12 protein-coding genes and 1 pseudogene are annotated in these 14,574 nt (G+C 37.2%); 2 read left to right on the plus strand and 11 right to left on the minus strand.

What is annotated here, in order from left to right; translation table 11 throughout:
• Positions 1 to 457 precede the first annotated feature (457 nt).
• The 3 genes from Q1A47_RS17330 to Q1A47_RS17340 form a co-directional block, all read right to left on the minus strand.
• Positions 458 to 598, minus strand: coding sequence for a hypothetical protein (locus tag Q1A47_RS17330; protein ID WP_162986312.1), 141 nt, complete (start codon positions 596 to 598; stop codon positions 458 to 460).
• A 482-nt stretch (positions 599 to 1,080) separates the two neighbouring features.
• Positions 1,081 to 1,386 carry a phasin family protein gene (locus Q1A47_RS17335; protein WP_026681830.1) on the minus strand — a complete coding sequence of 102 codons (306 nt, stop codon included), beginning with the start codon at positions 1,384 to 1,386 and terminating at the stop codon, positions 1,081 to 1,083.
• Between the two features lie 16 nt (positions 1,387 to 1,402).
• Positions 1,403 to 2,968, minus strand: coding sequence for an AarF/ABC1/UbiB kinase family protein (locus Q1A47_RS17340; protein WP_299632572.1), 1,566 nt, complete (start codon positions 2,966 to 2,968; stop codon positions 1,403 to 1,405).
• Positions 2,969 to 3,174: 206 nt separating this feature from the next.
• Between Q1A47_RS17340 and Q1A47_RS17345 the strand changes: the two genes are divergently transcribed.
• Positions 3,175 to 4,524 (plus strand): YjiH family protein, encoded by a 1,350-nt coding sequence (locus Q1A47_RS17345; protein ID WP_026681832.1) that lies wholly within the window; start codon positions 3,175 to 3,177, stop codon positions 4,522 to 4,524.
• Between the two features lie 86 nt (positions 4,525 to 4,610).
• Here Q1A47_RS17345 and Q1A47_RS17350 read toward each other — a convergent pair whose 3' ends face one another.
• From Q1A47_RS17350 to Q1A47_RS17365, 4 genes are all read right to left on the minus strand, one after another.
• Positions 4,611 to 4,835 carry a hypothetical protein gene (locus Q1A47_RS17350; RefSeq protein ID WP_246484916.1) on the minus strand — a complete coding sequence of 75 codons (225 nt, stop codon included), beginning with the start codon at positions 4,833 to 4,835 and terminating at the stop codon, positions 4,611 to 4,613.
• A 47-nt stretch (positions 4,836 to 4,882) separates the two neighbouring features.
• The gene (locus Q1A47_RS17355) at positions 4,883 to 5,446 is read right to left on the minus strand and encodes a sugar nucleotide-binding protein (protein WP_246484918.1); all 564 of its coding nucleotides are present in this window, start codon (positions 5,444 to 5,446) and stop codon (positions 4,883 to 4,885) included.
• 34 nt (positions 5,447 to 5,480) lie between these two features.
• A complete protein-coding gene (locus tag Q1A47_RS17360) occupies positions 5,481 to 6,497 on the minus strand; it encodes an acyltransferase family protein (RefSeq protein WP_026681833.1) in 1,017 nt (338 codons plus the stop codon).
• A gap of 924 nt (positions 6,498 to 7,421) precedes the next feature.
• Positions 7,422 to 8,270, minus strand: coding sequence for a Ku protein (locus Q1A47_RS17365; RefSeq protein ID WP_026681834.1), 849 nt, complete (start codon positions 8,268 to 8,270; stop codon positions 7,422 to 7,424).
• 126 nt (positions 8,271 to 8,396) lie between these two features.
• On the opposite strand from Q1A47_RS17365, the gene Q1A47_RS17370 reads away from it, so the two are divergent.
• Positions 8,397 to 10,199, plus strand: coding sequence for a DNA ligase D (locus tag Q1A47_RS17370; protein ID WP_166530963.1), 1,803 nt, complete (start codon positions 8,397 to 8,399; stop codon positions 10,197 to 10,199).
• A gap of 241 nt (positions 10,200 to 10,440) precedes the next feature.
• Here Q1A47_RS17370 and Q1A47_RS17375 read toward each other — a convergent pair whose 3' ends face one another.
• From Q1A47_RS17375 to Q1A47_RS17390, 4 genes and pseudogenes are all read right to left on the minus strand, one after another.
• Positions 10,441 to 11,466: a potassium channel family protein gene (locus Q1A47_RS17375; protein ID WP_026681836.1), complete on the minus strand. Its 1,026-nt coding sequence runs from the start codon at positions 11,464 to 11,466 to the stop codon at positions 10,441 to 10,443.
• Between the two features lie 293 nt (positions 11,467 to 11,759).
• Positions 11,760 to 11,861: pseudogene (locus Q1A47_RS17380) on the minus strand (IS200/IS605 family transposase); the annotation flags it as partial.
• Between the two features lie 134 nt (positions 11,862 to 11,995).
• On the minus strand, positions 11,996 to 12,211 hold the full coding sequence (locus Q1A47_RS17385; protein ID WP_121604743.1) for a hypothetical protein: 216 nt from the start codon (positions 12,209 to 12,211) through the stop codon (positions 11,996 to 11,998).
• A gap of 483 nt (positions 12,212 to 12,694) precedes the next feature.
• Positions 12,695 to 14,089, minus strand: coding sequence for an L-cystine transporter (locus Q1A47_RS17390; RefSeq protein ID WP_026679599.1), 1,395 nt, complete (start codon positions 14,087 to 14,089; stop codon positions 12,695 to 12,697).
• Between the last annotated feature and the right edge of the window lie 485 nt (positions 14,090 to 14,574).

Below are 14,574 nucleotides of genomic sequence, written 5' to 3' on the forward strand. Positions count from 1 at the left end.
CAACGTGTTCTTCTTTGCAAAGTTAGTTGAGGCCGTGCCCGCCGAAAGCGAAGTAATTAGTCGGAGCATTGCCAATAGACATCAAACATTTCAAAATAACTACTTGGCTTAACACAGTCATTGCACTGATTTTATACTTTCTTAACTTAGAACAAAGGCGCAAGCGCCCGATGAGAAACGTAGCGACTGGAGCGAGTCAACGGAGATAAAGGAATCACGGTGTGCTTGCGAGCCGATGATGGCATATCGTAGGGCGATTCATGAAGTCGCCTCGTTTCTGGGCGCTGGAGCTGGACGGCGGCCTAACACCTCCATATTTATCCACATGGCCTAATTTATAATTTCCTAGACTACAAAAAAGTCCTGAGTATTGCAGGACCTTGTTTTTTCGTATACTGGTTATCTTTTTCCCTATCAACTCGATGAAAAAACGAATGAGCATCAGTTTCCATACTCTCTACCCCAATTCCAAAATTCTTTTGGGTTGTTCTTCTTTATAGCGTTTATACATCCATTGCAAAAACCTGATTTCGTTATCCTGCAATTTTCTGCCAAGCTTCTTCTCCATATCTTTACATATTTCTAAAAAGCTAACCATACGCTTAAGATTCCCCCTAGTATGAAACGAGTTGATAATGCTATTCTATTGTACCTCGGTTTATGGTGATTATCAACTACAATATGATAAATAGGCAGAATTTACAGATAACTACTGTTTTTGACAAAATAGATTCCCTGTATTATGACAATTTTCCCTCCCTAAGCGAGCTTGTGAAGTATTTTCTTCAAATCCTATATTCATCGCCATCATGGCACATTTAAATGACGCAGGAACGAAATCAAAACCATGAAGACGAACCATACATTGCATTCGCTATATATGGAGACGAGACTTCTTGAAAAAAGAGCGCTTTTTTTGCATGCGATGTATCGCTTATCCTTTGGGAAGATATCGGCACCCCCTTAGTGTATAGCACGATAATCCGTCATCAGCCGAAGAGCAAGTATATTTCCCAAGTGGGTTTTTGCACGAAATTACTTCCTATTTACATTGAAATCATTTTATCGCAGCCTCATTCATTATTCTGAACGATCTTCAAGCTTGTTTTCAAGCTCAGTAATACGAGCCCGTAACTCGTTAACATCCTCCTTTGTCGCTAATCCAAACTCTTTAGCGAGCTTCTGTGTTTGCTCATATTGCTGCGTATTCCATTCATCCTTTTTCATTTCACCTTTCTCCACAAAATTTTGCAGAACCGTGCGTGCTTGATCTTGTGTTAGTTCATTCTTATCGACCAGTTGCTTTACCTTGCGTTCAAACTTCTCTTTACTAGTTACTGCAGCTCCTAATCCCAAAAGAAAACCTTTTTTTAAGACATCATTCATGTGTATCTCCTCCTTATTACTTTGATCGAATGTTGCGGTAATGCTTCATGAATAATAAAATCATCATTACAGCAAATATACTTGCTCCGGATATAGCAATGGTGGTCAATCGCCCTAAGTTTTGGTAATAGCCAAATAGGATACAGCTAACACTAACCAATAGTAGAACAAAACAGATTACTTCAAGTAAAACAAAGTAATTATGTGTCAGTTGCTTTTGTTGCTTCTCTCTCTCCCACTTTCTTTCCTTTTCCCCATTTTCTAGCCAACCTAACATAGCTTTTGGAAAGGATAATACTGGTTGAACTGCATCCTTTACATATTGCTTATAAATGGATTCCGCTAAATTTCTCCCGCCAAACCATTTTTTAATTTTAGGCTTTGCCCATTTCTGCAAATCTATATCTGGATAAATGGCTAGTAGGATACCTATAACGATTGATATCGCTCTTCCTAAATACGCATAATCCGCTGATAATTGGATTGGCTGATCACTTATAAACAAACGAATATCTTCTTTTAATTGTTCCATTGTATGAGCATCCATTGTATTTAATGAACCATTCTGATACATAGCAATGGTCTGTCTAATCATTTGTTTTAATTTCTTTCGATTCGCCTGAGGTAATATGAAATTCATTTCATCTAATGTTTCGATTACCCGATCGTAATCATCCATAATTATATTTTGTATTAGTTTTTTGAAATAATGCGTATCCTGCTTTCGTACCTCTCCAACCATGCCAAAATCAATAATTACAATCGTTCCATCCTGTTGAATCAAGATGTTTCCAGCATGGGGATCTGCATGAAACATACCTTCATTCAAAAATTGCTCTAGATAAAAGTCAAATAAGCTTCTAGCTATCTGCTGCGTTGAAACCTGATGTCGATGCATATACGAGACATCCGTTATTTTTGCACCGTCTATCCACTCCATCACCAAGACCTTTTTCGTACATAACTGCTCTATATAATTTGGAATATGTATGGCCTTATTATCTTGGAATCTCTCTTGAAAGTAACAGGCATGCTTTAACTCTTGTTGAAAATCTAGCTCCTTATTCATAACCGTGATAAGTTCTCGGTATAAGGAAGGTAAATCGGCCTTCTTACCAAATGACGTAAATACAGAAATCAACCAAAAAACGATTCGAAGTGCTTTAAAATCTATATGAAAAATTTCCTCAACACGATAACGCTGTACTTTTATTGCTACGTCTGAATGGTCTTCTCTTAACTTGGCTAAATAAACTTCACCTATGGATGCAGATGCGATGGACGTCGGTTTAATATCCTCTATATATTCATAGATGTCCCCTCCCCATTCCTCTTCTAATAGCTTCCGCGCATAGCTAAACGGCATTGGTGGGACACGATCAACCAATCCACTTAGTTCTTTGAGGAACGCATCGGGCATAAAGTCAGTCCTTGTACTAAGGAATTGCCCAACCTTAATTAATACACCGCCTAATTCAACAGCCTTATTACGATATTCTCTTGCTAATTTTGTTACTAATATATTCCATTTAGCGATCGTCCGGTCATCCCATACTTTATTTCTAAAATGGAACTTGTACATGAGAAAAATAAATTTGATTGTCATCCAGATCATGATACTGCAGCGATATACTAATCTATATTTAAGCCCCTTATTCACCTTCAACACCTCTTTAGATATGTACCCGATTATCTACTTATTTAAAACAAGTCGGTCCTAATAAATAGTTGGATAATGCGTATATTTCCCTTATAATAAATAAGAAATATGGAACAATGGGGGTTCTTATGAAGAATAATCACTTTACCATAAAAGACCATATTAAGGTTATCATCCCATCCTTAATTGGTATCTTTTTATTTATGTCACCTATACAGACAGAAGAAGGGCTTACGATACCAATAGCCATACTTGCTGGGAAGGTTCAAACCCTACTTGCTGATCAGTTATCTGCTATTATGATGGTAATTATTGTTATTACTGCAATAATGAGTGTATTCGCTAAGCTTATAGGAAGGGAAAAATTAAAAGGGACTCCTTTTTTTCAACAGCTTTTTCATGTGAGCACATTTTGGACAATTACCCGTGTTATAGCTGCCATATTTGCAGTAATGGTTTACTTCCGTATTGGTCCAGAATTTGTTCATGGTGAAGCAACTGGACAATTATTACTTGATGATCTGTTGCATGTATTATTCGCCGTATTTTTATTTGCCGGATTGTTTTTACCATTACTTATGAATTTTGGTTTACTTGAATTATTCGGTACATTAATGACGAAAATCATGAGACCATTATTTCGTTTACCAGGACGTTCCTCCATTGATTCTTTAGCATCTTGGGTTGGTGACGGGACAATTGGCGTATTACTTACTAGTAAACAATACGAAGAAGGTTACTATACAAAACGAGAAGCTGCTGTAATCGGTACAACATTTTCTGTCGTATCGATCACCTTTTCATTAGTAGTGATATCGGAAGTTGAACTCCAAGATATGTTCTTACCTTTTTATGGAACAGTCTTAGTAGCCGGATTTATTGCTGCATTAATCATGCCTCGGATTCCTCCGCTCTCGCGCAAATCCAATACGTATGTAAACGAAGAGGCGGAAGGATTATCTGAAGAAATTCCGAAAGGTGACAACGTGTTTACCTTTGGATACCGAAAAGCATTGAACCGTGCAAAGAAGGAAACAAGTGTGTATAAATTCATAAAAGAAGGTGGCCAAAACATCCTAGACATGTGGATGGGTGTCGCTCCTGTCGTGATGGCATTTGGACTGATCGCCTTAATAATTGCCGAAAATACACCTGTTTTCCAATGGCTTGGTATGCCATTTATACCGTTATTAGAACTCTTACAAATTCCTGCTGCTGAAGCAGCTTCAGAAACAATCCTAATTGGTTTTGCAGATATGTTCTTACCAGCTATCTTTGCTTCTTCCATTGAGGCAGATATAACCCGCTTTACTATAGCTGCACTTTCTGTAACGCAATTAATTTATATGTCTGAGGTTGGGGGATTATTATTAGGGTCTAAGGTACCGGTATCTTTTAAAGATTTGGCAATCATCTTTTTGTTACGTACAATAATTACCCTACCCATTATTGCAATCATTGCTCATATTATCTTTTAAGCTGCTATGCTATTAATGTAACCAAAAACAGACGGCCTATCCTTAGCCGTCTGTTTTTTATATTTAAAAAAAAGGGGGTTATTTTATTATACGTTCTCTCTAAACATTTGGTTCATTAATTTATTTATTTTCTCTGTTCGTAATGCCGTATTCTTCGGCATTTCTCCATCTACCATTTCCTCGACAGATGCTTTCCTTACAAGTTCCGGATTGAAACCCATTTTTTCAGCCATTAATCGCATAAATTCATAAAAGCTTCTAGTCTTAGGAGAACCTGCATTAAATACACCAGATACGTCATTAACTACCATTTTTACAATGACAGCCGCTAAATCCTCCACATGGACAAATGTACGAATTAAATCATCACGGAATGCAATTGGCTTACCTGACCGTAAATGATAGGAAAGTTTATCTGTTCGTTGATCAAGCCTGCCAACCTGATTTTCCCCATAGACAGACCTACTCTTAAGATGACATAATTGGTCAATTCATTCGTTATAAAGCGTTCAGCTTTGACTTTAGCATTCGCATAATTACTCAGCTCATGATCATCTGGTAAAGGGGTTGCGGGATCCTCCTCATCATACGGACCATTCCCAGCACTGTAGACGAAATCAGATGAAATATAAACGAGCTTTGTTTCAGGGGTAAGGTGGGTTAGCAAGTGCAGAAGCCCATGCTCCGTCAATTGATGTTCTTGTGGTCCGCGCATCACCGACCAAACAACTACATCCGGTTGCATTGCTTTATAGTAGTTGGAGAAGGATTCTGGCTCATTTATATCCAATTTTACTAAATCAGCAACTATTGCAGGTTCATCCAAATATGTTCCACTAACAGTAATTTCGGGGATAGCCTTGAATCGTTTGTAAACAGAACTTCCAACATAACCACTTGCACCAAACACACAAACTTTCATGATTATTCTTCCCCTTTCTTTTATTGTTATCAGATTAGGATTCTGTCTTTGGATGCTGCTTACTTATTTTTTGATACGTCTTTTTGATAATTGATACTCTTCCTTCAATAACTGGCTGCCAAATACCGAGAACTGGCCTACTTGATAACAGAAGAACTAACGCTAACGAAATAGCAGCAAGACCAACCAAATCTATTATTCGATTTACCTCAAATAATTCTGCTTGTCGAAAATATTGAATGAAAAAACCGTGAAGCAGATAGACATACAATGTTCTAGCTCCTAAAACAGTCCAATTAAATTGCTTTTTAGGCACCCACGATAATACGCTGACAATCATGAGAGCAGCCGTTAAATAGACAAGTAATCTTGCTAGTCCTCCAAATTCTCCCATTCCTAAATCTCCATATGATTTAGAAGCAAGCAACCAACCTGAATTAAAATCAGGCATATAATAAATAGCAGTTGCAATTCCAGCCATTACTATTATTGATGCTACCTTTATTCCTTTGTTCTTGATCAACATTAACTGTTTTTCCGTAATGAAGTAGCCAATTAGGAAAAACGGAAAGAATACAAATGTACGCGATAAACTAAACGTATGACCAATTTCACCAAAGTAACCTACAATTAGACCTAATTGAATTGAAATAACTACTGCCAATACTGGAGGTAGCTTTTTAAACCAATATAATAACATATGCCAACAGAATAAACTGAATAAAAACCATAATGCCCAATGAGGACTAAACAAATCCGTTTCCCATCCAGATTTACCAATCAGGTAATAATATCCTGAATAGAGGATTTGAAAAACAACATATGGTACGAGTAATTTTTTCATTAAATTTAAGATATATTTTATATTCCCAGAACCTTTAGCAAAAAAACCTGAAAGAAAGATAAATGCTGGCATATGGAAAGTATAAATCCACATATATAGCGTATTAATTTTCGGAGATCCGTCTGTAAAAGGCTGGATCATATGACCGAATACAACGAAAAAAATTAATAGCACTTTTGCATTATCAAAAAAGGCATTTCTTTCCATTACGCATCTCCTTTTTTAAAAAATTCTGAAACTTATCCCTTGGTCAATGTTAAATAAGTGTGCAATATCCACTTTACCCTATTTTTTATAGAAATAAATAGGTTACTAACCGATTTCATAGACTTGTTAGGTTATTGTAAAAGATTTGAAAAAAAGCTGTCATGATGTAATGGATAAAGTAAAAATTCAATCCGTGGAGGTTAATGTTTACCTCCCACGGAAGGTTAGTACCATAAGAATATGACCTAAAGACTTTGCAGTCGATCCCCACTCACCAATATTAGGTTCACTTTATTGCTTGAAGTGGGGCTTACTGCCAATTATATGCGGGGTAAAATTGGCCAAAGTTCTATTTTGAAGCATTCCACTGAAAAATCAGCTTTTATAGAAACCCTATGTGTGGGTGGACGAATATCAATTGCTTTTCGTGAAAACAACAATAACGCAGCCCATGCAGTTCTTTTAAAGCTGCGAGGCTACGTTTTACTTTTCTCTTTTCTTATTCGGGTAAATCCACTTTCCTTTATGAGAAGGCCAGTCCAAGCAAACCCGTTCTTTCACTTCTTTCCACACATGACGTTTTGTACACTTCGTAAGTAGCCTGTCGAGACATTTTTGACAGCATGAAAAGAGGCTGGGACAAAACACAACTTCTTTACTGAAAATACGAATAATCATGTTATCAATAGGAGTATCATCGCCGCACCGTGAAAATATACGCTCTTTCCACGAGCACGGCCACAGCTAACTTGGTAAAGAAAAACACGTTACCACGTGAATCTTCGGACTCGTACTGTTCCCGCCAGAGTCTCACTTATTTCAGGTGCTAAATGAATGATTCTGATCAATAAACGAACGATAATTAATTTCAACCAATCATCGTTCGTTTTTAATTGGATTCTTCATTCTTTTGTCTCAGCCTCTTTATGAGCCTGTCTTCTTCTTTTTTGCCGTTGTTTTCGTCTTTTTCTTCGGTTGCTTTGGCTTTGGCTTTTCTTGTTTCGCTCGATCCAATGAGGCCTGCAGTGCATCCATTAAGTTTGTAGCTGCCTCTGGAGCAGGCTTTTCTGTTGCTGTAGCAGTAGATTCATCATTGTTCTTTTTCTGTTCAATTAGATCGAGTAATGCTGTACGATACTCATCTTTATATTTCGTAGCATCGAATTCAGTTGTTAATTGATCAATAAGCATTTTTGCCGTATCAAGCTCTTTTTTTTCGGTTTCCACTTCATCAGGTACATTTGGTACATCTTTCACATCACGAACCTCATCAGGGTAATGAATGGTTTCTACTACCAATGTATTCTCGTAAACACGAATAACAGCTAACTGTCCTTTTGACCGGATGATCATTTTGGCTATCCCTATTTTACCTGTATCTTTTAAAGCATTTCGTAACAGACCATATGCTTTTGCTCCCCCTTCGTTCGGAGATAAATAATAGCTTTTTTCGAAATAAATAGGATCAATTTCCTCTAATTGTACAAAGTCGACAATTTCCACTGCTTTATCTTCCTGTTCCTTCTGTAATGCTTTTAAATCCTCTTCATCCAGTACAACAAATTTATTTTTGGCATACTCATATGCTTTTACAATTTCATCATTCTCTATTGGTCGATCACAGACCGGACAACTTTTTTCATATTTGATTGGTGACTGGCATTCCTTGTGCAGCTGTCGAAGTTTAACATCTTTATTTTCTGTTGCAGCATGCATTTTTACAGGAATATTTACTAAGCCAAAGCTTATCGTACCTTTCCACATTGTATGCATTCACACATACCTCCCTTTGTCATAGTTTGGCTGAAATAACTTTATTTATCCTTCCTGATTAAACAACAGCATTTGTGTAAAAATAAGATAAATACAACCGTATCTTTTTAAAAGGGAGCATGAAATATGCATGTTATGAAACCGATAGCAAGTACAGATATACCTAAAGGTGACAATTGGATGTTTGAGGTGAAATACGATGGATTTCGTTGTGTTTTAAAATGGGAGCACGATAATATCCGTCTAATGAGTAAGAATAATAAAGATCTAACTTTACAGTTCCCGGAAATCATCGAATATTGCAAACGGAATCAAGAGAGACTTCTTTCCTTTCTACCTATACAGCTTGATGGAGAACTAGTTGTATTAAATAACATGTATCAGGCTAATTTTGCTTGGATTCAGAAAAGGGGGCGGCTAAAAAATAAAGACAAGGTCCAAGAAGCCGCTATCCATCGTCCAGCCAGCTTTCTAGCATTTGATCTTATTATGCAAAAGGGCAGACAACTATACCAAGAAATGTTTACGAAGCGTAAGCAAGCTTTAGAAGCTCTCATTTCTCAACTGAAGCACAACAATATCATACAATTTGTAAACGCATATCCAAATGCTGAGCTGTTATTAGAACGCGTTTTTACAAATAAAGGAGAAGGAATTATTGCTAAACGAAAACGTAGTACTTATAAGGCCGGTAAAAACCATCAGGATTGGTTTAAAATAAAAAATTGGAGAACATTACATGGTTTCTTAACTGCCTTCGATATGAGAAATAATTATTTTTCCGTCGCCGTCTTCCAAGAAGATACCATCGTTGACATCGGAAAGTGTAAACATGGATTAGATGAGGAAGCACTTCATACATTAAAAGATCTATTTATCCATAAGGGTAGTAAACAAACAGGTTCTGTATTCACGTTACCACCTGCCATTTGCGCGGCCATCCATAGTTTAGATTTATACGATGGGGAACTTCGAGAGCCAGAGTTTACCAAACTACAACCTGATGTACACGCGAAAGACTTAACAGTTGATAGATTACATCTTGATATGGCTATGCTTCCTGAAAATATAGAATTGACAAATACGACAAAATTACTCTGGCCAAAAAGGCATCTAACGAAGGGAGATCTGCTTATTTATATAAGAGAAATCGCTCCTTATATGCTGCCATTTTTAAAGGAGCGTGCTTTAACTATCATTCGTGCACCAGATGGCGTAGAAGCTGAGCACTTCTTTCAAAAGCATTTACCAGCGTATGCACCAGATTTTATTCCACGTGTACAAGCGGATGGTGAAAGCTCTATTCTTTGTGATTCGCTCCATACACTCATATGGCTTGCTAACCATGGCACTGTTGAATTTCACGTTCCGTTTCAAACGTTGGCTAGTAGCTATCCCCAAGAAATCGTCTTTGATTTAGATCCTCCCGATAGAGAACGATTTCATTTAGCCATAAAGGCGGCACAAATAATCAAACCCATACTAGATGACTTAAAATTGACATCCTTTGTGAAGACTTCAGGCAATAAAGGATTGCAAATCTATATCCCTATTCCGGAAAGAAGCATGACCTATGAGCAGACCGCATTATTTACGCAAGCAATTGCATGGACTGTTGAAAATGCTTATCCTCAGTTATTTACAACTGAACGTATGAAAGACAAGCGAAATGACAGATTATATATTGACTATGTGCAACATGGGAGGAACAAGACAATTATTGCCCCTTATTCACCAAGAAAAACCGTAGATGCCACTGTTGCAACTCCATTATTTTGGGATGAATTGACAGACAAGCTCAATCCTCAAGCCTTTACGATCAAGAATGTAGTGGATCGTGTGAAATACAAAGGCTGCCCTTTTAATAGCTATCACAGGGAAAAGGAGAAACAATCCGTATCCAACGTATTAAAGCTATTACAAAAATAAAGTGAAACTTCAATCCTTGGGGGTATTACTGCCAGTTATTTGTGGGATAAACTACGCACTCTCCAGAAATATACGTAATTACTGTGAGAGGAAAGATCTCGCTGCCCCCAAGGAAGCTTAACAGCCGCATGCCAAAAGTGAAGTCGATTTCTGGAGCAGCTTAGTTACACGAACCATCATTCCAGTTGTTGATAAACACAGTTTTATCCTCGTCTCCATCTAGTTAGACAAATGTTTATTTTTATTGCGTAACAATTTTTTCATACGTAAGCTGATCACAAATTATAAATAGTTTTGCATCCGTTGGTATAGGTTTTTTCAATTGATTTATTATGGATAAATCGTTGCCATTTGCTATTAGCATTGCTCCTTGCTGTGCTAAATCAGTACGCGCTTCTTCATACGTGTTCCATGTTTCTTTTTTACCAATCGAATAAAGATCGTAGCCTTTATGACTCGTCAGTTGTCGAATGATTTCACTCGAGCCATTGAAAAGTATGGAACGTGCCGCAAGGTGCCCAGCTGTATCGTTTGCAGTAATAAATTCCTCTACAGAGGCATGTTTAAATGCTTGAATATGCGTCGATTCCAATACTTCACAAATGGTATAGATATTTTGTTTATATTCCTTCCCTATTCCTTCAAGGATGGTCGCAATTAGTAAGGTTTGCCCATCTGCCTGAGATGTTGCTATCGTATTCTCAGGAGCAAAAACCATCACGGATTTGCACTTCAGCAAATTTGCTTGTAATAATACATCTTGATTCGCTGGATTTCCGTGAACAAATTCTACTTGTTCATGCAATATTGGGGTTTTCTCTAATTTTTCGTCAATAACAACAATTGGTATATCCTTAAACGTATGTAAAAGCTCATCTAACGTAATTTTTGCTTTTTTTGTCCAGTTAATTAAAATAATATGTCCCTCTGTTGAGATATTCAATTTCCCTTCCTCCTTTAAACGTTTGCGGATACTTAAAAAATCAATTGCTTTACCGATAAATATTGTCATAAGCCCTATCCCAACAATGTATAAAAACATTGCAAATAGCTTCCCGGGAACGGTAACTGGAGAAACATCGCCATAACCTACTGTTGTTACAGTTGTCATGGTCCACCAAAGCCCTTCAAAAGGACTTGCAAATGTATCTGGTTCTAAAAAATATATAAAGTAACTGCTAGCAAAAACCAATGTTAATGTTGCAAATAGCAGAAACCAATTATTTAACTTAATTACTTTTACGAATAATTGCTTAAAAAATATCACGCAGGTTCCCCCCTTTTTCTTTCTCATAACACTAACATACGCATCCTAATACCTAATAAAATAGTAACATAAATATAAGATTCGTATAGAAAAAAACGAATAGATTCATGAAATCCGATTATATTTTTAGCGAAACCGGCGAGTTATCCGATTAGCTAAAATAACTAATGAAAGCAGTAAGGATTAGATAGAGAAGCGGTGTCTCATTTCCGCACGAGCTTTTTGTAAGCAAGTAGCTTGCCTGGCTTGTACAGGATCAATACCACCACTTCACTACTGCATCTAAAAGAATCTTTTATTTTTTGTCCTGTAAATGAACCAAACGCTTCAAATAATGTAGATTGATCACTCATATAAACTTCCTTGAGCTGATTCCAAATATATTCTTAGATCTTTTTTTATTACGTTATAAGCTCTCTGGAACCCCAGCATAGACGGGGCTTTTCTAAACAATTAAATAAAAAAACTGAGCAAAATTCGCTCAGTCCTTATCACTAAATGCTCAGATTTACGCTTTCTCTAGTAGCTATTATGGAATAATAGCTACTGCTTGCTTGACCACCACTCCGGCTGCCCACTTCCCTTTCCGTGGGGTTTGTCCTTCAGCTAACTTTTTTAGCAAAACCCGCTCAAAAAAGTGGATCTTCAGGTCAAACATTTCCCACAGGAGTTGAAGTAGCCGGCCTTCGCTATTATCAGGCTCTACAACGCTAGCATGAAGTAACACAGCTGCTTTTATACTCACGGATAGCGATTTTCACTTTACCCATTGTAAAAAAAGTCAACCTATTACTTATGACAAGAATTGTTGCACCTTCTCATAGCGGAGACTAATTACGTAGACTCACGAAGTAATTAGTCGGAGCATTGCCAATATACATCTAACATTTCAAAATAACTACTTGGCTTAACGCAGTCATTGCACTGATTTTATACTTTCTTAACTTAGAATAAAAGCGCAAGCGCCCGATTAGAAACGTAGCGACTGGAGCGAGTCAGCTGTGATAAAGAAATCACGGTGAGTCTGTACGAGCCAATGATAACTTTTTTTAGGGCGATTCGTGAAGTCGCCTAATTGCTGGACGCTGGAGCTAGACGTTGCTCTACATACCCATATTTATCCACATGGGCAGGTTTTATAAATTCCACTAAATTCCACAGACTACAAAAAAGCTTGTAGAGAAACTCTAAGTTCTCTACAAGCTACCGCTTCATATTGACAATAATCTTAAAGGGATGAACTTTCCTCTATTGCCGTTTTATCATTAAATGTTTTAACATCCATCTTTTTTAATATTCTCGATGTCAATGTCCCACTAACCATAGAACCATTAACATTAAGAGCAGTACGTCCCATATCAATAAAGGCTTCAATGGAAATTAATAGCCCAGCTAGTGCAACTGGCATATTCATGGAGGAAAGTACAATTAATGCTGCAAAGGTTGCTCCCCCACCAACACCAGCAATTCCAAATGAACTAATACCAATAATAAGTACTAATTGCAATATAAATCCAGGTGATAATGGATCGATTCCTACTGTTGGCGCAATCATAACAGCCAGCATAGCTGGATATATACCTGCACATCCGTTTTGTCCCATTGTTGCACCAAATGACGCTGACATGTTGGCAATACCTTGATCAATACCTAGCGAATTTCGTTGTGCTTGAATGTTTAGTGGGATCGTTCCAGCACTTGAACGTGATGTAAACGCAAAGCCTAATACAGGAATGACCTTACGTAAATATATGAACGGGTTCAATCCGAATAAACTTACTAATAATAGATGAATAACAAACATAACGATTAACGCAACATATGATGCGAGAACAAATTTACCTAGTTCTACAATGCCTGCGAAGTCTGTGCTTGCCACCGTATTTGCCATCAATGCTAAAATACCATAAGGTGTTAAACGTAAAATTAATGTAACGATTCTCATAACGACTGCATAAAGAGAATTAACGATCTTTGTAAACATTTCTGCCTGTTCTGGGTTCTTCCTACGAACTCCGAGAACAGCAATACCGACAATTACCGAGAATATAACTACTGCAATAACAGAAGTAGATCGCTCTCCAGTCATATCTAAGAAAATATTAGACGGGATGAAATTCAGAATTTTTTGTGGAGCTGATTGATTTTCAACTTCACCCAATGTGGTCTCAAGCATTGTTCCTCGTTCATTTTCTGCATGCCCAGCTTCTATTTGGTCAGCACTTAAGTCAAATAGTGTTGCCGAACCAATTCCGATCAAGGCAGCAATCATCGTTGTTGTTATTAAAATGCCAATAATCCAAGCTGACATTTTTCCTAATTCAGCAGTTTTTTCTAAATTTATAATGGATTGAATAATCGACACCATAACAAGCGGTACTACAATCATCATAAGAAAACGGATATAACCACTACCTACGATGCTATACCACTCCGTAGTTTCTGTTAATACTTCTGAACCTGTACCATAAACCAGCTGTAATATAGCACCTAAGACAATACCAGCACCTAGCCCAGTAAACACACGCTTCGTAAATGAAAAATGCTTTTTCTGCATCCATATAAGTAATCCAATTAAAATAACTAGTACTGCGATGTTTACAATGGTATAAAGTAAACTCATTATATAAACCCTCCTTGTTTGTCATTTCCGTTATTATTTGCATATGAAGTTGAACTTATCATATGCGCAAAAAATTTTTATCGTTACCATATTTTATTATTCCGATAAAATTAGTATGACTTTAAATAAGATACAACGGTTTAGCATTTGTGTCAAGAGAATGATTTCTTCCATCTTGGATGCACTGGTTAGAGTTTTTAAGAGGGCTGACAACCACTTACGAACAAAAGCGCTAGCGCCCGATTACTGGAGCGAGCCAACAGAGGTAAAGGAATCACCGTGAGCTTGCAAGCCGATGATGACTTAGCGTAGGGCGATTTGTGAAGTCGCCTCGTTTCTGGGTGCTGGAGCTGGACGTGGCTCAACACGCCCATCTTTATCCACATGGGCTAATTTTATAATTTCCTTCACTAGCGTTGCATTAAATTATGAAACTAAAGTCAAGCAATAATTATTATTTCAAGATTATGAATAATGTTAATTTT

This window comes from uncultured Virgibacillus sp. (assembly GCF_947495635.1).
In the GTDB taxonomy this organism is placed as follows: domain Bacteria; phylum Bacillota; class Bacilli; order Bacillales; family Amphibacillaceae; genus Virgibacillus; species Virgibacillus salarius.

Coding starts and splice junctions, on each gene's coding strand:
- Q1A47_RS17330 (WP_162986312.1), bottom strand. CDS start 598: ATGGTTAGCTTTTTAGAAATATGTAAAGATATGGAGAAGAAGCTTGGC.
- Q1A47_RS17335 (WP_026681830.1), bottom strand. CDS start 1,386: ATGAATGATGTCTTAAAAAAAGGTTTTCTTTTGGGATTAGGAGCTGCA.
- Q1A47_RS17340 (WP_299632572.1), bottom strand. CDS start 2,968: ATGTACAAGTTCCATTTTAGAAATAAAGTATGGGATGACCGGACGATC.
- Q1A47_RS17345 (WP_026681832.1), top strand. CDS start 3,175: ATGAAGAATAATCACTTTACCATAAAAGACCATATTAAGGTTATCATC.
- Q1A47_RS17350 (WP_246484916.1), bottom strand. CDS start 4,835: ATGGTAGTTAATGACGTATCTGGTGTATTTAATGCAGGTTCTCCTAAG.
- Q1A47_RS17355 (WP_246484918.1), bottom strand. CDS start 5,446: ATGAAAGTTTGTGTGTTTGGTGCAAGTGGTTATGTTGGAAGTTCTGTT.
- Q1A47_RS17360 (WP_026681833.1), bottom strand. CDS start 6,497: ATGGAAAGAAATGCCTTTTTTGATAATGCAAAAGTGCTATTAATTTTT.
- Q1A47_RS17365 (WP_026681834.1), bottom strand. CDS start 8,270: ATGCATACAATGTGGAAAGGTACGATAAGCTTTGGCTTAGTAAATATT.
- Q1A47_RS17370 (WP_166530963.1), top strand. CDS start 8,397: ATGCATGTTATGAAACCGATAGCAAGTACAGATATACCTAAAGGTGAC.
- Q1A47_RS17390 (WP_026679599.1), bottom strand. CDS start 14,089: ATGAGTTTACTTTATACCATTGTAAACATCGCAGTACTAGTTATTTTA.